The 18,065-nt window shown below is 59.3% G+C and carries 19 protein-coding genes; 8 read left to right on the top strand and 11 right to left on the bottom strand.

What is annotated here, in order from left to right:
* Positions 1-170 precede the first annotated feature (170 nt).
* On the top strand, positions 171-1,454 hold the full coding sequence (clcB, locus tag AC1M2H_RS13445; protein WP_480151710.1) for a voltage-gated ClC-type chloride channel ClcB: 1,284 nt from the start codon (positions 171-173) through the stop codon (positions 1,452-1,454).
* On the opposite strand, the gene bioD is transcribed toward clcB, so the two are convergent.
* The 3 genes from bioD to AC1M2H_RS13430 all read right to left on the bottom strand — a co-directional run bounded on the left by bioD (position 1,416) and on the right by AC1M2H_RS13430 (position 4,602).
* Positions 1,416-2,111, bottom strand: coding sequence for a dethiobiotin synthase (bioD, locus tag AC1M2H_RS13440; RefSeq protein WP_480151709.1), 696 nt, complete (start codon positions 2,109-2,111; stop codon positions 1,416-1,418). The genes clcB and bioD overlap by 39 nt on opposite strands.
* A gap of 243 nt (positions 2,112-2,354) precedes the next feature.
* Positions 2,355-3,575 (bottom strand): sugar metabolism global transcriptional regulator Mlc, encoded by a 1,221-nt coding sequence (gene mlc / locus AC1M2H_RS13435; protein ID WP_480151708.1) that lies wholly within the window; start codon positions 3,573-3,575, stop codon positions 2,355-2,357.
* Positions 3,576-3,699: 124 nt separating this feature from the next.
* Positions 3,700-4,602, bottom strand: a complete 903-nt coding sequence (locus AC1M2H_RS13430) for a LysR family transcriptional regulator (protein WP_480151707.1) — start codon at positions 4,600-4,602, stop codon at positions 3,700-3,702.
* Positions 4,603-4,719: 117 nt separating this feature from the next.
* Here AC1M2H_RS13430 and AC1M2H_RS13425 point away from each other — a divergent pair, with 117 nt between their 5' ends.
* On the top strand, positions 4,720-5,970 hold the full coding sequence (locus AC1M2H_RS13425) for an MFS transporter (RefSeq protein ID WP_480151706.1): 1,251 nt from the start codon (positions 4,720-4,722) through the stop codon (positions 5,968-5,970).
* A gap of 33 nt (positions 5,971-6,003) precedes the next feature.
* Here the strand turns inward: AC1M2H_RS13425 and AC1M2H_RS13420 are convergent, their stop codons facing one another.
* The 3 genes from AC1M2H_RS13420 to AC1M2H_RS13410 form a co-directional block, all read right to left on the bottom strand.
* Entirely contained in the window at positions 6,004-6,057 is a 54-nt protein-coding gene (locus AC1M2H_RS13420) for a KPN_01571 family protein (RefSeq protein WP_480151931.1), read from the bottom strand.
* A 155-nt stretch (positions 6,058-6,212) separates the two neighbouring features.
* Positions 6,213-6,800: a LysE family translocator gene (locus AC1M2H_RS13415; RefSeq protein ID WP_480151705.1), complete on the bottom strand. Its 588-nt coding sequence runs from the start codon at positions 6,798-6,800 to the stop codon at positions 6,213-6,215.
* A gap of 37 nt (positions 6,801-6,837) precedes the next feature.
* Positions 6,838-7,683, bottom strand: a complete 846-nt coding sequence (locus AC1M2H_RS13410; protein ID WP_480151704.1) for an AraC family ligand binding domain-containing protein — start codon at positions 7,681-7,683, stop codon at positions 6,838-6,840.
* Positions 7,684-7,869: 186 nt separating this feature from the next.
* Here AC1M2H_RS13410 and AC1M2H_RS13405 point away from each other — a divergent pair, with 186 nt between their 5' ends.
* The 3 genes from AC1M2H_RS13405 to ydgU all read left to right on the top strand — a co-directional run bounded on the left by AC1M2H_RS13405 (position 7,870) and on the right by ydgU (position 10,107).
* Positions 7,870-9,357 (top strand): carboxypeptidase M32, encoded by a 1,488-nt coding sequence (locus AC1M2H_RS13405; RefSeq protein WP_480151703.1) that lies wholly within the window; start codon positions 7,870-7,872, stop codon positions 9,355-9,357.
* Between the two features lie 174 nt (positions 9,358-9,531).
* Positions 9,532-9,954, top strand: coding sequence for an acid resistance repetitive basic protein Asr (asr, locus tag AC1M2H_RS13400; RefSeq protein ID WP_480151930.1), 423 nt, complete (start codon positions 9,532-9,534; stop codon positions 9,952-9,954).
* A 69-nt stretch (positions 9,955-10,023) separates the two neighbouring features.
* Positions 10,024-10,107 (top strand): small membrane protein YdgU, encoded by an 84-nt coding sequence (gene ydgU / locus AC1M2H_RS13395; RefSeq protein WP_095103248.1) that lies wholly within the window; start codon positions 10,024-10,026, stop codon positions 10,105-10,107.
* Between the two features lie 11 nt (positions 10,108-10,118).
* Here ydgU and AC1M2H_RS13390 read toward each other — a convergent pair whose 3' ends face one another.
* Both AC1M2H_RS13390 and AC1M2H_RS13385 read right to left on the bottom strand, forming a co-directional pair.
* A complete protein-coding gene (locus AC1M2H_RS13390) occupies positions 10,119-10,367 on the bottom strand; it encodes a hypothetical protein (protein ID WP_480151702.1) in 249 nt (82 codons plus the stop codon).
* A gap of 36 nt (positions 10,368-10,403) precedes the next feature.
* Positions 10,404-11,018, bottom strand: coding sequence for a LysE family translocator (locus AC1M2H_RS13385; RefSeq protein ID WP_480151701.1), 615 nt, complete (start codon positions 11,016-11,018; stop codon positions 10,404-10,406).
* 116 nt (positions 11,019-11,134) lie between these two features.
* Between AC1M2H_RS13385 and AC1M2H_RS13380 the strand changes: the two genes are divergently transcribed.
* Together AC1M2H_RS13380 and AC1M2H_RS13375 are read left to right on the top strand one after the other, a co-directional pair.
* Complete coding sequence (locus AC1M2H_RS13380) at positions 11,135-12,052, top strand: LysR substrate-binding domain-containing protein (RefSeq protein WP_480151700.1); 918 nt, start codon at positions 11,135-11,137, stop codon at positions 12,050-12,052.
* A gap of 653 nt (positions 12,053-12,705) precedes the next feature.
* On the top strand, positions 12,706-13,518 hold the full coding sequence (locus AC1M2H_RS13375; protein ID WP_480151699.1) for a trypsin-like serine peptidase: 813 nt from the start codon (positions 12,706-12,708) through the stop codon (positions 13,516-13,518).
* A 3-nt stretch (positions 13,519-13,521) separates the two neighbouring features.
* Here the strand turns inward: AC1M2H_RS13375 and AC1M2H_RS13370 are convergent, their stop codons facing one another.
* The 3 genes from AC1M2H_RS13370 to mdtJ form a co-directional block, all read right to left on the bottom strand.
* Positions 13,522-15,678 carry a putative bifunctional diguanylate cyclase/phosphodiesterase gene (locus tag AC1M2H_RS13370; RefSeq protein ID WP_480151698.1) on the bottom strand — a complete coding sequence of 719 codons (2,157 nt, stop codon included), beginning with the start codon at positions 15,676-15,678 and terminating at the stop codon, positions 13,522-13,524.
* A 105-nt stretch (positions 15,679-15,783) separates the two neighbouring features.
* Positions 15,784-16,113: a multidrug/spermidine efflux SMR transporter subunit MdtI gene (gene mdtI / locus AC1M2H_RS13365; protein WP_480151697.1), complete on the bottom strand. Its 330-nt coding sequence runs from the start codon at positions 16,111-16,113 to the stop codon at positions 15,784-15,786.
* Positions 16,100-16,462 (bottom strand): multidrug/spermidine efflux SMR transporter subunit MdtJ, encoded by a 363-nt coding sequence (gene mdtJ / locus AC1M2H_RS13360; RefSeq protein WP_480151696.1) that lies wholly within the window; start codon positions 16,460-16,462, stop codon positions 16,100-16,102. Before mdtJ ends, mdtI begins: the two co-directional genes overlap by 14 nt.
* A gap of 557 nt (positions 16,463-17,019) precedes the next feature.
* On the opposite strand from mdtJ, the gene AC1M2H_RS13355 reads away from it, so the two are divergent.
* On the top strand, positions 17,020-18,054 hold the full coding sequence (locus tag AC1M2H_RS13355) for an AI-2E family transporter (RefSeq protein ID WP_480151695.1): 1,035 nt from the start codon (positions 17,020-17,022) through the stop codon (positions 18,052-18,054).
* The last annotated feature ends 11 nt before the right edge of the window (positions 18,055-18,065 follow it).

Raw genomic sequence — 18,065 nt, 5'->3', positions numbered from 1 at the left:
CCATGCCGACGATTCTGGCATGGGCACACCGTGAGTGACAACGTCACAAAAAACCCTTTCGTCTCTCTATTGCCCGGCAGTCCTGCGGTAGCACGGGAGCTTATAGCTTTTGCGTCTAACGTTATTCCGCTGCACAATAAGGCAACCATTCCCGCAACGCGTAATGTCCGATGCATCGTTTGCCAAATTATCCTGATATTCAGGTCATGTTTCGCCGCCTGCTGATCGCCACGCTGATCGGTATCCTGGCGGCGCTCGCCGTGGCGCTCTTTCACGGCGCGATGGCGCTGCTGGAAGCATTACTCCTCAACAACCGTAGCGGAAGCCTGGTCAACGCCGCGGAGTCGCTCCCGTGGTGGCGCAGGCTGCTGACCCCGGCGGTCGGCGGGCTTGCCGCCGGCGCGCTGCTCTGGCTCTGGCAGCGCCGCACCTGCCAGCGCCCGCATGCGCCGACCGATTATATGGAGGCGCTGGAAACCGGCGACGGCCGCCTCGATACGCCCGCCAGCCTGGTCAAATCCTGCGCCTCGCTGCTGGTGGTGACCACCGGCAGCGCCATTGGCCGCGAAGGCGCGATGATCCTGCTGGCGGCGCTAGCGGCCTCGCTTTTCGCCCGCCGCTTTACGCCGAAAGAGGAGTGGAAATTATGGGTTGCCTGCGGCGCCGCCGCCGGGATGGCCAGTGCCTATCACGCCCCCTTAGCCGGAAGCCTGTTTATTGCCGAGATCCTGTTCGGTACGCTGATGCTGGCCTCGCTCGGTCCGGTGATCATTGCAGCGGTTGTCGCGCTGCTGGTCAGCAACCTGCTAAACGACAGCCAGCTGCCCCTTTATCTGGTGACGCTCAACCTTCACCTCAGCGCCGCCCACTACGGGCTGATGCTGGCCACCGGGCTGCTGGCCGGGCTCTGCGGGCCGCTGTTCGTCTGGTTGATGGGCTGGAGCCATCGTGGTTTTGTCCGCCTGCGCCTCTCTCCGCCCTGGCAGCTGGCGCTCGGCGGCGCCATCGTCGGCCTGCTGTCGCTGCTCACGCCGGCGGTATGGGGCAACGGCTATAGCACGGTGCAGGGCTATCTCCAGTCGCCGCCGCTGCTGGGCGCGATCGCCGTGGTGTTCGCCTGTAAACTGCTGGCGGTACTGGCCAGCAGCGGCTCCGGAGCACCCGGCGGCGTGTTTACGCCGACGCTGTTCGTCGGGCTGGCGATGGGAATGCTGTTCGCCAGCTTCAGCGGCCTGTGGCTGCCCGGAACTGAAGTGGCAATAATGATGGGGCTGGCGGGAATGGCGACGTTTCTGGCGGCAACAACGCATGCGCCGATTATGTCGACCCTGATGATTTGTGAAATGACCGGGCAATATGCGCTGCTGCCCGGTTTATTGATGGCCAGCGTGCTGGCATCGGTGCTTTCCCGGACGCTACGCCAGGACTCGATCTACCGCCATCACCTCGCCTAGCCGCGCCAGGTCGATATACTGGCTCAGCTCGCGCTGCTCGGCGCGCGGCAGGTAGGGAAGTTCGCCAATCAGCGGCCCCGGCAGCTTTTTGCTTAATACGTCGATGATTTCAGCGTAGTGCGCCAGTCCCGGATTAATGCGGTTGGCGACCCAGCCGATAAGCGGCAGGCCGTCGTTAGCAATAGCCTGCGCGGTCAGCAGGGCGTGGTTGATACAGCCTTCCTGAATGCCCACCACCATCAGTACCGGCAGCTGCTCCTGCACCACCCATTCGGAAAGCGGCCGCAGATCGTTCATCAGGCTGCGCCAGCCGCCGGTCCCTTCAACCACCACGTGGTCGACCTGGCCGCTCAGGCGCTGCAGGACATCCGTCAGCAGCCCGTAGTTGATCGGCCCGCTGTGCGCCACGCTGCTTTCATCTTCGCTTAACGCTATGGGATTGACAGCATCATAGGGTAATGCCAGCGTCGACACGCTTTGTAGAATCAGCGCGTCTTTGTTACGCAAGCCGTCCGGCGTCTCTTTGCTGCCCTTCGCCACCGGCTTATATCCGGCCACGCTTTTGCCATCAGCGGCCAGCGCCTGCAGCAGCGCACGCGAAACCACCGTCTTCCCGACGGCGGTGTCAGTACCTGTTATAAAGAAACGCTTAAACATCACTAACCCCGTAGTTATATTGATGAAATATATATCCATCAGGCAGCATTGCGGTTAGCCTCTTCGCTTACCCAGGACGCTTATCGGAGTAAGGGTCGGGATTCCCTGCGTGGCGGCCTTCCTGCTGCGTGATTTTTGCGGATATAGAGAGAAAATGGCGACTAAACTGTGGAAAAAGTCTACGCGAAGCCGGCGAACGCCAGCTTGAGATAGCGCAATTTTTAGTGTGACTATGAAAAAATGTTAACCCTGTAACAGTCGTATCAGCAGCGATCCGTTATAGAGGGCATCCTTGACCAGCGCGGCGCCGGCCATGGTTCCGCGGTTGGAGAACTGGGTGCTTTCGACGGTAATATGTCGGCTATAGGCAGGTAGCGACTGTTGACGAATGCAGTCGGAAATAGCCGGAAACAGGATATCCGCCGCGAGGCTAAACGGAGAGCCGATAAGAATTTTTTGCGGGTTGAAGAGGTTAACCATGATCGCCAGTATCCGCCCGACGTGCTGACCGACGCCGCTGATAATATCGCGAGCCAGTAAATCCCCCTGCAGCGCCGCCTGACAGAGCCACTCAACGCTCAGCGGCTGCTGGTGCAGCATTGAGCTCATCGATTTGGCCATCCGCACCTGAGCAAGCTCCAGCACGCTCTCGACGCTGGCGATGGTTTCCAGGCAGCCGTGGTTGCCGCAGTAGCAGCGTTTGCCGTAAGGGTCGACCTGAGTATGACCAATTTCCACCAGGCTGCTGCTCCCGGCATGCAGCAGGCGACCGTCGGTAATCACCCCGGCGCCGACGTTGTGGTCAATCACTACCTGAATCACGTCCCTCGCCCCTCTGGAGGCGCCAAACAGCGACTCCGCCATAGTCCAGGCGCTGATATCGTGCTGAATATAAACCGAAACCCCGGTATGGTTGGCCAGCACTTCGCCGAGCGGCAGATCCTTGACGTCATCATAAAACGGCATCCGATGAATGATGCCATTCTCGGTATCGATAATTCCTGGCATGGTGACGGCAATCGCGGTCAGGCGTTCCAGTTTCTTTTGATGGCGGATAAAAAAGCGATCGATATGCTCAACGACCCGCGTCAGAAACGGCTGTTCATGCTGCAGCGCCAGCTCGAGCTGCTCTTCGACCACCAGCTTGCTGCTTAAGTCCCGCAGCGCGAGGTGGATCTCGCCCCGGCTAATGCGCACCGAAAGATAGTGCCAGGCCTCGGTTTCAACCATCAGGCCCACCGCCGGACGTCCGCGGCTGCCCGGGTCCTGGATTTCCGTCTCCTGCACCAGGTGCGCTTCCAGCATCTCGCGGACAATTTTGGTGATGCTGGCGGGCGCCAGCTGGGCGAAACGGGAGAGGTCGATGCGCGATACCGGGCCAAGCTGATCGATCAGGCGATACACTGCTCCTGCATTGGTCTGCTTTATTTGATCGATATGGCCAGGCTGACTATCCGCTACCACCTTTGACTCCCTTTATTTTCGCGCTTCGAAATAAACTTTTAGCTATGGTGAAGCACTTCGACGGTGCCCGTCAAATTTTTGCTTAGCCTTGTGATTTACCGCACAATTTTGAGCTAATTTTGTCCTAATTATGCCTCGAAGCGGCGTAAAGCAGCTGTTCCCGGAAGCGCTGCGCCGCCAGCCCCTGTTCGCGGTGCTTCGACCACACCAGCCACATTTCGGAAACCGCGTCCTGCTCGACGATCGGCAGCCAGCGCATCTCGTTGAGCTGCACCCGCTTAAACGAGGCCGGCAGGATGGAGACGCCAAGCCCGGAGGAGACCAGGCCGATAATCGTCATCGCCTCGCCCACTTCCTGGGCTATTGTCGGCGTCAGGCCATAGCGGCGCATTAACCCCAGAATATCGTCGTACAGCCCGGTGCCCACGTGCGGGTCAAAAAAGACAAACGGCTGACTCGCCAGCTCCGCCAGGCTAACCGCACCCTGGCGCGCCAGCGGATGATCGCTGGGCACCATTGCCAGCAGCGGCTCGCGCAGAATGCACTGCCACTCCAGCGTTTCCGGCAGCTGGGTGTTGCGCATCAGCCCCAGGTCGAGCGCCCCTTCGTTAAGCGGCACAATCTGCTCCCGGGTGTTGGTCTCCCGGGTCTGGATATGCACGTCCGGATAGCGGCGGCGAAAGGTCGACAGGGTATCGGAGACGGCCTTAATAAACGGCGCCGAGGAGGTGAAGCCGATATGCAGTTCGCCTGTTTCGCCGTGGTGCAGACGCCCCGCCCGCGCGGCGGCATCCTCAACCTGGGTCAGGATTTGGCGGCTATCGGCAAGAAACTGCTTTCCCGCCGCCGTCAGGCTGACGCTGCGGTTGGTACGGGCAAACAGCTGGGCGCCGATCTGCTGCTCGAGGATCTGAATCTGCTGGCTAAGCGGCGGCTGAGAGATATTCAGCCGCGCCGCCGCATGGCCAAAATGGAGCTCTTCGGCAACGGCAATAAAGTAGCGCAGGTGGCGCAGCTCGATATTCATATTTAAAACGTCTTATTTGAGATTATTAATATATTAGACAGAATATTTACATTTTCATACCCTAAAAATGTGATCTGTGAGGTCACCTAACCCCGAGTTTCTCAGCAAGGATTTTCCGTGAGTCGTACAACTACCGTTGACATCGCGCCGGCAAGCGAAGTCATCGACAATGTGGTATCCCAGCCAAATCAGTTTATCAAACGCGGTACTCCCCAGTTTATGCGCGTCACCCTGGCGCTCTTCTCTGCCGGTCTCGCCACCTTTGCCCTACTCTATTGCGTGCAGCCGATCCTGCCGGTGCTGTCGAGCGAGTTCGGCATCTCGCCGGCCAGCAGCAGCATTTCGCTGTCGATCTCCACCGCCATGCTCGCCGTCGGGCTGCTGTTTACCGGCCCCATCTCGGACGCCATCGGGCGCAAAAAGGTGATGGTCACCGCGCTGGTGCTGGCCTCCTGCTGCGCCCTGCTGTCAACGGTCATGACCACCTGGCACGGGATCCTTATCATGCGCGCGCTGATTGGCCTGTCGCTCAGCGGCGTGGCGGCCGTTGGCATGACCTACCTGAGCGAGGAGATCCATCCCAGCGTGGTGGCCTTCTCGATGGGGCTGTATATCAGCGGCAACTCGATTGGCGGCATGAGCGGACGACTGCTGACCGGGGTGTTTACCGATTTCTTCGGCTGGCGCGTGGCGCTGGCGGCGATCGGCTGCTTTGCCCTCGGCTCGGCCATTATGTTCTGGCGAATTTTGCCGGAGTCGCGCCATTTCCGCCCGACTTCGCTGCGGCCCAAATCCCTGCTGATTAACTTCCGCCTGCACTGGCGCGATCGCGGCCTGCCGCTGCTCTTTCTCGAAGGGTTCCTGCTGATGGGGGCTTTCGTGACGCTGTTTAACTATATCGGCTATCGTCTGATGATGTCGCCGTGGTCGCTGAACCAGGCGGTGGTTGGTCTGCTCTCGGTGGCCTATTTGACCGGAACCTGGAGCTCGCCGAAGGCCGGGGCGATGACCGCCCGCTACGGCCGCGGCCCGGTGATGCTGGTCTCTATCGCGGTGATGCTCGGCGGCCTGCTGCTGACGCTTTTCGCCTCGCTATGGCTGATTTTCAGCGGCATGCTGCTCTTTTCAGCTGGCTTTTTCGCCGCGCACTCGGTCGCCAGCAGCTGGATTGGCCCACGCGCGCGCCGCGCCCGCGGGCAGGCATCCTCGCTGTATCTATTTAGCTATTATCTGGGGTCAAGTATCGCCGGGACCTTAGGCGGGGTGTTCTGGCATCACTACGGCTGGAACGGCGTGGGTGGCTTTATCGCGCTGATCTTAACGGCAGCACTTATCACCGGCGCATGTTTGCACAAACGTCTAAAATAGCGAGTAATCACGTGGCCTTCACGGCCACGCTGCTCACCACATTCCCAGCACCGATGACGCCCCCAGCAGCTCTCTGACGGCATCGATTGACAGTAGTGCGATAAAACAGCAAGGTGAACGGATTCATATTTATCCCGCATAGCGGCCCTGGCTCTCTATAAGAGTCTAGCCGCTGGTTGAGAAAGAATCTGCTATCCTGGCCACATCATGATGACATTATGATGACCGCCGCCGCGGGATCGCTACAACATTCCCGCCCACGCGGAAATCAGCAGCAGCAGCGCCATCACGCGCTGGAAGCAAACCAGCGCCTCCGGGGTGCGAAAAACCAGGTTGACGATCTGCCCAAGCCACGCCCAGGCCGCCAGGCACAGCAGCGAAATCATTAAAAACCACGCGGCCATCCGCGCAATGCTCCACAGCGCCCCTTCACCGGCGGGCGCAAACAGGCCAACCACCGCCAGCGCCATCATCCACGTCTTCGGATTGACTATCTGCAGCAGCGCGGCCGCGCGGGCGGTGAATCGTGCCGTCGCGGACGTTTGCAAATTCGGCGCCGGGGCGTTGAAGAGCTGCCAGCTGAGCCAGCTCAGCCACAGCGCGCCGGTCCAGCTCATCAGCTGGCCTACCAGCGGGTGCTGATGCAAAAGCTCCCCGGCGCCGGCGCCGGAGATCAATACGATAACGCTTGCCGAGACGCAGGCTCCTGCCACCGCCGGGAGCGTCGCACGCACTCCATAGCGCTGGCTGTTGGTAAGGATCAGGATATTCGTCGGCCCGGGGGTAATGGAGGCGACGAAGGCAAATAACAGATAGGGCAGCAGATCCACAGGTGACTCCTTTTTGTCAGGAACCACCACTGTGCGGCTATTTTCTGGAAACGTCTGGAAGGTTTGTGCACAGGCGCCGGTAGTGAGCCGGCGTCAGCCGATACGAACGCAGGAACCAGCGGCCTAGATGGCTTTGGTCGGCAAAACCCGTCGCCCCGGCGACGTCCACCGGCAGCTCGCCGCGGGCCAGCAGCTGGCGCGCTTTCGCCAACCGCAGTTGAATAAGCCACGCGTGCGGCGCAAGGTGAAACTCGCTCTTAAAACAGCGCGTCAGCGTGAAGCGGTCGGTCCCGGTGGCCGCCGCCAGGTCGGCAAGACCGATATTGTCCCCCATATGCGCATACAGATAATCCCGCGCCCGGTGCGCCACCGCCGCGCTCTGGATATGCGACGGCAGCTTTTTCCGCCAGCGGCAGTGCGCGGTGAGCCGGGCCAGCAGGTCATCCATACGACTCTGCTGCACGATGCGCATCTCATTACCGTGCAGCGTCGAAAACGTCTCGCCGATAGCCCTAACCAGCCGCGGCTCACGGGTCAGAGTGCGGGGGAAATGGAGCGAGTAGCTGCCGGGAACCGACTCGTAGAGGCCCTGCAGGGTCTGCGTCAGCCAGCGTTCGTCGAGATAAAAGGTCAGATAGGTAAAGCCCCCCGCCACCGGCGCGTCGCCGTCGTGGATCTCGCCGGGCTCAAGCAGGAAGGCGTCGCCGGGATGGCTGCGATGACGCTCCCGGCGGCAGGAAAACTGCTGGGTCCCGGACAGGGTGATCCCCACCAGATAGCTGTCGTGCCAGTGCGGATCGTAGGCGTGCCCTTCGAAGTGCGCCTTGATGGTTTCAATTCCCGAATCTGCATGCTGTCGCAGCTCAAGCCAGTCGTTTGTCATAATCTCTCCCCCACGCCATCAGCATTGTCGATCCTTTTACGCCTGTCTGGAAGATTTGTGCAGCTCGGGCGTCGCCAATCCCGGCAGGCAATTCACGCGCGTCACTCGACCCGTCCGCAGGATCAGGATAGTGTAGGGGTCAACAGGCTACGCCTCTCGTTCACTTGCAACAGGTCAGAATTTACTATGGCAGAAAACACAAACTATCATCAGCTTACCCGTACTTTTCAACGTCTGTCGCGCTTTTCACATCTGGGCGCCATCGCCGGGTGGGATATGTTCGCCATGATGCCGCCGGGCGGCAGCGCGGCGCGCTGCGAGGCGCTGGCGGAGCTGGGCGTGCTGCAGCACCAGATCCTGACCGACAAAAGCGTGGCCCAGGCGCTGCAGAACGCCCTTCAGGAAGATCTTAACGACGTTGAGCAGGCCAACCTGCGCGAAATGACCCGCCAGCACGCCCAGGCGGCACTGCTGCCGGAGAGCCTGGTCGAGGCTAAATCGCTGGCCGGCAGCCGCTGCGAGCACGCCTGGCGCAGCCAGCGACCGGCCAATGACTGGGAAGGCTTCGCCGAGAACCTGCGCGAAGTCGTCAGGCTGAGCCGTCAGGAAGCGGCCCTGCGCGCCGAAGCTAAGGGCTGTTCGCCGTACGATGCCCTGCTGGATATTTTCGAACCCGATATGACCAGCGCCCGGCTGGACGCGCTGTTTGCCGACCTCAAATCCTGGCTGCCGTCGCTGCTGGCGAACGTCGTTGAAAAACAGGCGCAGCGTCCGCTCATCGCGCCGCAGGGCCCGTTCCCCATCGCCGACCAGCGCGAGCTGGGACTGGAAGCGATGCGCGTGCTGGGCTTTGACTTCAGCGCCGGGCGTCTGGATATCAGCGCCCATCCGTTCTGCGGCGGCGTGCCGCAGGACGTGCGTATCACCACCCGCTATAACGAAGACGATCTGCTGAGCGCGCTGTTTGGCGTTATCCACGAAACGGGTCACGCCCGCTATGAGCAGAATTTACCGCGTAAATGGCTCGATCAGCCGGTGGCCCTCGCCCGCTCAACGGCGATCCACGAATCACAAAGCCTGTTCTTCGAAATGCAGCTGGGCCGCAGCGACGCGTTTTTAAACCGTCTGCTGCCAGCCGTTCGCCAGCGTTTCGGCGAGCAGCCGGCGTTCAGCTGCGAGAACTTCATCGCCTGGAATCAGCGCGTCAAGCCCGGATTTATTCGCGTGGACGCCGATGAGGTCAGCTATCCGGCGCACGTGATTCTGCGCTACGAGATCGAGCGGGCGCTGATCGATGGCGACATCGAGGTTGAGGATATTCCGGCGCTGTGGGATGAAAAAATGCAGAGCTGGCTGGGCCTCTCCACCACCGGTAACTATCGCAACGGCTGCATGCAGGATATTCACTGGACCGACGGCGGCTTTGGCTACTTCCCTTCCTACACTCTGGGGGCGATGTACGCGGCGCAGCTGATGGCGGCCGCCAGACGCGCGCTGCCGCAGCTGGAGAGCCAGATTGCCAGCGGTGATTTCTCCAGCCTGTTCGGCTGGCTGCAGCAGAATATCTGGCAGCACGGCAGCCGCTTCACCACCTCTCAGCTGATTCACAACGCCACCGGGGAAGATCTGAACAGCGACTACTTCCGCCAGCATCTGACCTCCCGCTATCTGTAAGCCTCCGCGCCGGGCAACGTCCCGGCGCGCTATTTCCACATGATGATCCGCGTTGTACATTCGGTTACACGCCGATACCAAACACTCACGGAAAGCTCGAAAAGAGAGGCATATAGTTCTTTCACCGGCCCCGCAGTGGGGTTGAATGAAAAAAACCTTTTCGAGGATATCAGAATGAAAAAAGTATTAGCTCTGGTCGTTGCCGCTGCTATGGGTCTGTCTTCTGCTGCTTTCGCCGCTGACGCGGTAAGCACCACTCAGGCTCCGGCTGCTGCAACTCACAGCACCACTGCCAAGACCACTCATCACAAGAAACACCACAAAGCCGCCGCTAAACCAGCCGCAGAGCAGAAAGCTCAGGCTGCGAAAAAACACAAAAAAGCCGCTGCTAAACCGGCCGCTGCCCAGAAAGCCCAGGCCGCTAAAAAACACCACAAAGCCGCTGCTAAACCAGCCGCTGCCCAGAAAGCTCAGGCCGCTAAAAAGCACCACAAAGCCGCTGCTAAACCGGTAGCCCAGAAAGCTCAGGCTGCTAAAAAACACCACAAAGCTAAGCACCACGCTGCGGCTAAACCTGCTGCACAGCCGGCTGCATAATTAATCCGGTTAGTCTGGTATCGTAATAAATCGGCGCTGCTTCAGCGCCGTTTTTTTCTGGAGGATACTATGCTGCGGCGCTACCGTTTCGAGCTCATTCTGATCCTGCTGATTATCTGTGCGCTGGTTGCGACGCGCTTTTTTCTCTACTAACGCGGCACCGCTTAATCATCCCCTTCGATCGGATAACCCGCCAGGCGTATCGCATTTCGACAATCGCTGACTCCCGCCGCATAGCCCGCTTCAATTTCACATACCGGACTCGCGCTGCATATCGGCAGCCTGATCGGCGTTGCCAGCCGTCGTTCGAGCTGGCCGATCTTCTCCCGGGCGGCCAGAAGCTCGGCGGCGAATTGCGCAATATCCTCTCTTCCACCGTCCGCCGCTGCGCGAAGCGCTTCGTTCTCTATCATCGTTTTTTCCCCTCTTTTTCGGGCAGAGCCGCTTTCTTATACCCGGATACCGATCAGCTGCCAGAGATTATAGCCAAAGCCGTAGAGGGCTAAGGCCAGCAGAAAAGCGGCCGAAATCGTCGTCAAACGCCGGGTGTGCGCCAGCGTCAGCCAGCGATGAATGGCGAGAATATAAAGTGAGAGTACGCCGAGGTCGATAACCACCCACAGCGCGGTCAATATCCCAAGGCTCAGTCCGCTATTCGCGGTGATATGCATAAACTGCGGAAAAAACGCGACAAAAAACAGGATGTCTTTCGGATTCGCCAGCGCGGTGATAAACCCTGCCGCCAGTCCACCGCCGCGGCGGGCAGCCGGGCCCGGGGCTGAGGCTGCGCGCAGTATCCCTGCCGCCAGAAAGGCAATGTACAGCGATCCGCCGATAGCCACCAGCGTCAGCGCCTGCGGATCGAGGCGCAGCGCGCCGGTCAGCGTTGCCGAGGCGACGGCAATCAGCAGCAGCGAGGCCAGATTACCGCCAACCATCGTCCGCACCGCCCGGGCGTAGCCCTCCCGCGCCGCCGTCCTGGTCACCAGCAGCACCACCGGACCCGGGGTCGCAATCAGGGCTAAGACCGTCAGACAATATCCCGCCACCAGCATGTAGTTCATGATAATAACTCACTCAATGATTCAGTTTTCTACATTCTTCCCTCTGATTTACCGGTTGAAAAACGATAAATGGTGAGTTTGAATGTGAGCATGACTCACAATAGAGATCCATAACGATGTCGACGCCTCCGCTGTATGCCCTGCGCGCGTTTGAAACCGCCGCGCGGCTGGGCTCATTTAGCCAGGCCGCCGCCGCGCTGCACGTAACTCCCGGCGCGGTCAGCCGACATATCGGCACCCTGGAAGCGTGGTTTGAATGCCGGCTGTTTGTTCGTCAGGGGCCAAAGGTGATCATCACCGATGCCGGGCGGCAGCTGGCAACCGCGCTGGAGGAGAGCTTTTCGGCCATCGACAGGGCCTGCTATGCCCTGCGCCGGCAGGCGGGAAAGCTGCGGCTGAAAGCCCCGTCCACCCTAACCATGCGCTGGCTGCTGGACGTGCTGCAGCAGTTTCGCCAGCGGCATCAGCGCCCTGAAATAGAGCTCAGCAGCGTTTGGATGGATAAGGACAGCGTGGATTTTGGCGTGGAACCGTATGACTGCGCGATCCTCCTCGGCGACGGCAATTTTGGCGCCGATAAGCGCCAGACGCTGCTGTTTGCGGAGTGGCTCATCCCGGTCTGCGCCCCGACAATGACCGCCGCGGCGCGGTCGGATTTAGCCGCCTGCCCGCTGATCCACCCAACCACCGATCGCCGGGACTGGCGACGCTGGCTGCAGCATAGCGAGCTGCCGCCGGCGGTCGATCTCTCTCAGGGGTTGGTTTTCGATAGCCTTGAACAGGGCAATATGGCGGCGATGAGCGGTCACGGCGTTTCGGTGGGGGATCTGCTGCTTAGCCAGCAGGCGCTGCGGGCGGGACTGCTGACGCTACCCTTTACGCAGGCCGTCGCGACCGGTGAGGGATACTATCTGGTGTGGCCTGCCAATACGCTCAGCCCGCAGCCTATCGCTCAGCTGCAGGCGTTTTTGCTCGCGCGCGTCCCGGAACCTTTTCCCGAAGAGATCCAGCATCGGGGAAAGGTCCCGCAATAACGTGCCACGATACGGCGACGGTTTACAAAACGCTAACCGCCTGCGCCAGCAGATAGCCTGCCGCGCCCCAGATAAAGACAGAGACAACGGACACATAAACCAACGCGCGAATACCTTTTTTCGACATACGTCCTCCCGAGACTGGAGCCAGAAATCACCGATATCATCGCGGGGACAACATCTCAGCTTGTTCAACGGCAGCTATCAATAACAGCATTTTGAGTGAGAAAATGTTTCGTTTTGCAAGTAAGCACAAAGGGTGTAAAGATGGGCGGTTTTTTGTGAAGTTGTTTGTTTTGTATAGCATTCGCCTGATGATGATGAGGAACAAACGCCGGCAAAACCGATCGTCTCCGCACGCGGCTGGCGCCCTCTTTTGGTACTTTCCGTAACCCGATATCAGTTGCTTCCCGGGCCGGTTTCTGCGGAAATGACAGCAGCACGAAATACGCGCTAACTGGTTGAGTTATTGACCTTCTTTGCGTTAAAAGAGGCCACTTTACTGAGGGATAACGGTCCGCGGACTTAATTAAAATTACTGTTAACTTTCATAAACTTAAATCTCCTGCTACTTTCAATGTAGCGAAAATCATCCCCGGCGCGCTCAGGTATGCCGCAGGGTGGTGAGTATAATTATCTCCCCAGAGAGTGATATGCGTAGAGACGTACTGTTATTACTGTGTTCATTTTGCCTGCTTCCTCTGTTTGCGCACGCTGACGATGACGGCATGAGCGCGAAAGATATCAAGACCCTGTTTTTTGGCCATGATGACCGCAAGCCGATAAGCAATCCCGCCGAAGCGCCGTGGGACGCCATCGGCCAGCTGGAAACGGCCAGCGGCAATCTATGCACCGCTACCCTGATCTCCCCCCACCTGGCGCTGACCGCCGGACACTGCCTGTTGACGCCGCCGAAGGGGAAGCCGGATAAAGTCGTCGCGCTGCGCTTTATTTCGCGCAAGAACGGCTGGGTGTACGAAATTCACGGCGTTGAGGGTCGCGTGGATCCGTCGCTAGGCAAGCGGCTGAAGGCCGACGGCGACGGCTGGATCGTCCCCGCCGCCGCCGCGCCCTCGGACTTTGGCTTAGTGGTGCTGCGCTATGCGCCTTCCGGAATCTCCCCCGTCCCCCTGTTTCCCGGCAGTAAGGCCGACCTGACCGCCGCGCTCAAGGTCGCCGAGCGCAAGGTGACCCAGTCCGGCTATCCGGAAGATCACCTCGATAATCTGTACAATCATCAGGACTGCATCGTTACCGGCTGGGCGCAGACCGCGGTTCTGTCGCACCAGTGCGATACCTTGCCCGGCGATAGCGGCTCACCGCTGCTGTTGAAAACCGATAGCGGCTGGCAGGTGATTGCCGTCCAGAGTTCGGCGCCGGGGCCGAAGGATCGCTGGCGCGCGGATAACCGGGCCATTGCGGTGACCGGTTTTCGCGACAGGCTGGAGACGCTGGCCAGCGAGTAGCCGTTAGCCCTGCTGCTGGCGTAGCTGAAGCAAAGAGGCGATCGGCATGGGCTCGCTAAAATAGTAGCCCTGTAGCTTGTCGCATCCCGCACGCTGCAGCAGCGCCAGCTGCTGCTGATTTTCCACCCCTTCCGCCACCACCGTCATGCCCAGGGCGCCGGCGATGCGCACGGTACCGCGCACCAGCTCCGCCGCCTGCGGATCGGTGTCGACCAGCCCGGCCAGCGATTTATCGATCTTAAGGGTGTCAAAACTGAAGCTGCGCAGATAGCCAATGCTGGAGTAACCGATGCCGAAATCATCGAGCGCAACGGCCGTCCCCAGCGCCTTCAGGTTTTCAATGGCCGCGCGGGCGCGATCGGGGTTCTCCATCACATAGCTCTCGGTGACTTCAATCTGCAGGCGGCGAGCCGGGAAATGGCAGCGGGCGAGAACCTGCATCACCCGCGACTCAAACTCCGGATCGCGAAACTGCGCCGGCGAGATATTCACCGCTAGCATCAGATCCCCCATCGGCTGCAGGTCGCAGCAGGCGCGATGGAGCACAAACTGACCGAGCGCATAAATCAGGCCGCTGCTCTCGGCGATGCTGATAAAGGCGTCCGGCGGCAGCGCGCCCTGGGGCCGCCGCGGCCAGCGGATCAGCGCCTCCACGCCCTCCATGGTCAGCGTTCCGGCGTTGACTATCGGCTGATACCAGACGTCAAACTCGTCGTTTTCAAGCCCCTGACGGATGCCGCTTTCCAGATTCAGCTGATACTGCCGGGCGTCGCTCAGCGTCTCGTCGTACCAGGTTGTGCGCCCCTTTCCGCTCTTCTTCGAATGATACATGGCGATATCGGCGCGGCGGAAAAGCTCGGTGCTCGAGCAGGTCGCCGGCGTTCCGCTGGCGATCCCCAGGCTGGCGCTGATATAAATTTTGCGATCGCTCAGGCCAATCGGCGATTTCAGCAGCTCCAGCACCGCCCAGGCGAACGCCGACGTCTGATTGACCGCCTGCTCGCCGCCGACGGTCATGGCGAACTCGTCCCCGCCCATGCGCGCCAGCATTCCCCCGACGGGCACCCTCTCCCGCAGCTCGCGGGCAATGTGGGAAATCAACGCGTCGCCGACGTCGTGCCCGTAGTTATCGTTAACATCTTTAAAGCCGTCGAGGTCAACAAACACCACGCTCTGCATCTCGTCCTGCGATCGCTCGCACACCACGTTAAGCCGCTCAATCAGCGCCCGCCGGTTGGGCAGCTGGCTCAGCCAGTCGGTCATGGCAATGGTGCGCGCCAGCTTTTCGCCGCGTGCCAGCTTATACAGCCCCAGGCAGCTAAAAAGGATAAACAGCAGGATCAGGCCGGCAGCCACCAGCGCGATCAGGCGAATGCTGCCGGATGCCGCCAGCGCCGCTTCCGCCCCCGGCAGCCGCGGCTGCCAGCTGAGGTAGCTAATAACCTCACCGGCGTTGGTGCGCAGCGCCACGCTATAGTCGCCGCCGGTTTCGCTGGTATGCAGATGGCGAATTTGAAACGTATCCCCGAGCTTTTGCAGCATATTAGGGTTGATATGGCGGGTAATGACCAGATAGCGCCGCGTATCGTCGTACACCTGCAGGCGGCCCATGGTCGGGCGAATCAGGCCAATACCAATAAAAGCGATGCCCTCCCGGGTACGGGTGATCCCGGCACAGGCGCTTTTGCCGCTGCGCAGCGCCTCGGCGTGCCGGGCGATCATCGTCTGCAGGCCGCTGCCGAAAAAACGGATATCCGCTTCATTAAAGGGCTGACTGCGAAACGACCCCCACAGCACCCGGTAGCGCTGATCGAGGACAAAGGTGCCGTCATAGAGGTTATTTATTTTGAACCCCGAACCCCAGGTGTCGAACAGCCATTTGCTATCCAGCGTTGGCGCGTAGGCCTGCTTCACGGCGTCGTCCCAGATGGAGTTATCCAGCACCAGCGACATCACGCGGTTCACCGAGGTCTGCACCGCGCCGTTAACCGACAATACCGAGCGGTGGCGATCGATCTCATTCGCTTTAAGACCAATCAGGTGCTGGGACAGATAAAGCAGGAAAATAACGGAAGCAATCAGGCCTATCCCGGCGAGGAGAATAATGACCGACAGCGTTTTGGCCGAAGGAAGATGACGCCAACCAGGCAAATTAACCATTATCTATCCTCATCGCGGCTGGGGGAAAACGCACCGAATATGCTCTTTTTTAAAGAGTAATACAGAGGACAGATTTTGCCGCCTGCGCGGACAGGCGGCGTTCGATCAGGCCAGTTTTATTAGCACCATCCCGATAATCAACAGCATCACGCCGATCCAGCCTTTACTATTCAGGCGCTGGCCGAACAGGACCCAGCCGGCGGTGATAGTTGCCGCGATGCCGAAGCCGCCCCAGAGGGCGTAGGCCACCGACAGCTCAATCCCCTTCACCGCCTGCGATAGCGCGCTGAACGCGCCCAGCACGGCGAGCAGCGACATCGCGCCGTAGATCCTGCGGCGAAAACCGTCGGAATACTTTAAAAAGACGTTAGCGACAATTTCCAGCACGATGGCCAGCGCCAGCCAGGCCGCATGAACCCACTCAAACTGCTGCATGGGTCCTCTCTTCAGGCTGCTTCAGCGCCTTTTTGGTGCCGGACTTGATTAAAACAATCCCAACCACCAGCGTCGCCAGCCCCGCTATTTTGAGCACCGAGAGCGTCTCATCAAACAGCAGGACGCTGAACAGCGTGATCAGCAAAATACCAATACCTTCCCACAGAGCGTAGGCCACTCCGAGGGCAATCTTTTTAACCGCGAAGGCCAGAAAAATATATGAAAGCGCAATCATTGCCAGCATCAAAATAAAGCCAGTGTGACCACCGCTGACGCTCGCCCATTTCATCGAGAGAGTCCCGGTAATTTCTGCAATGATAGCCAGGGCTAATAAAATCCAATAAAACATGATCCCTTCTCCTGCTTGAGAATATAATCCATGACGGCCTACAGCAAAGGTAAACCGAAAAATTCTGACGTAGATTTAGCCGCGCGCAAGGCTGCGCCAGCTCAGGCAGAGAGGGAGGCTCTAAAGCGCTGAACGCCAGTGCTGTTCGCCAGCAAAGCGTGGGTTTGTGCGGGAAGTTGCAGGGGAATTAGAAATACAGATACTGAACTGATGGTCCATAAAATTACAATTATCCGCGGTATTGCTTCTCGTCATTGCGGATGAAAATTGTCCTCGGTAGTTATACACGGCTTATTTGTAGCATAATGCTCCATTATACTCAAAGCCTTTGCATTTCTTTACTTCGACTATTTGATTTGGATTAGTTTTTTCTGATGCCGATCGCCATTATGATGACGTGCCATTATTTTAATCTTGTTGGGTGATGATTTTATCGCCACCGGCAGAAACATGGCGAACAATGACGCTACGGTTTATACGCAAAAAAGTCGTGATTTTTTGTCGGCATCTGCGTCTACACTGTGAGGAAAACCAGGCTCTATTTTTCAGGGATTCGTATGGCCAAACCCATCATCACGCTTAACGGATTAAAGATTGTCATCATGCTGGGCATGCTGGTCATCATCCTTACCGGCATCCGCTTCGCCGCGGATATCATCGTACCTTTTGTGCTGGCGCTGTTTCTCGCGGTGGTTCTTAACCCTCTGGTCCAGTTGCTGGTGCGCTGCCGGGTGCCGCGCGTGCTGGCGATCTCGCTACTAATCAGCGCCATCGTCATGCTGGCGGTGGTCCTGCTGGCCTCGCTGGGCACCTCGCTGAACGAGCTGGCGCGCACCCTGCCGCAGTATCGCGCGTCGCTATCAGAACCGCTGCAAACCATCACCCCGTGGCTGCAGAGGTTCGGCTTTACCGTTTCCGTCGTCGAGCTGAACAAATATATCGACCCCAACGCGGTGATGACGATGGTGACCGGCCTGCTGACCCAGCTCTCCAACGCCATGTCGTCGATCTTCCTGCTGCTGCTGACGGTGGTATTTATGCTGCTGGAGGTGCCGCAGCTGCCGGCCAAGCTGCAGCAGCTGATGACCCGTCCGGTGGAGGGCATGGGCGCCATCCAGCGCGCGCTCGACAGCGTTTCGCACTATCTGGTGCTAAAAACCGCCATTAGCCTGGTGACCGGGCTGGTGGTCTGGGGCATGCTGGTGCTGCTGGAGGTGCGCTTTGCCTTTGTATGGGGGCTGCTGGCCTTCGCGCTCAACTATATTCCCAATATCGGCTCGGTGCTGGCGGCGATTCCGCCTATTTTGCAGGTGCTGGTATTCGGCGGCCTGTATGACGCGCTGATCCTGCTTGCGGGCTATCTGGTGATCAATCTGCTGTTCGGCAATATCCTCGAACCGCGGGTTATGGGGCGCGGGCTCGGTCTGTCGACGCTGGTGGTGTTCCTGTCGCTGATTTTTTGGGGCTGGCTGCTGGGGCCGGTGGGGATGCTGCTTTCGGTGCCGCTGACCATCATCGTTAAGATTGCCCTTGAACAGAGCGAGAGCGGACGGAGCATCGCCTTCCTGCTGAGCGACCTCAGCAAGGATTAGCTCCCGACTCC

The organism is Klebsiella sp. F11, assembly GCF_056712265.1.
The sequence above is the reverse complement of the archived record's forward strand: the minus strand, read 5'-3'. Positions and strand labels throughout refer to the sequence as shown.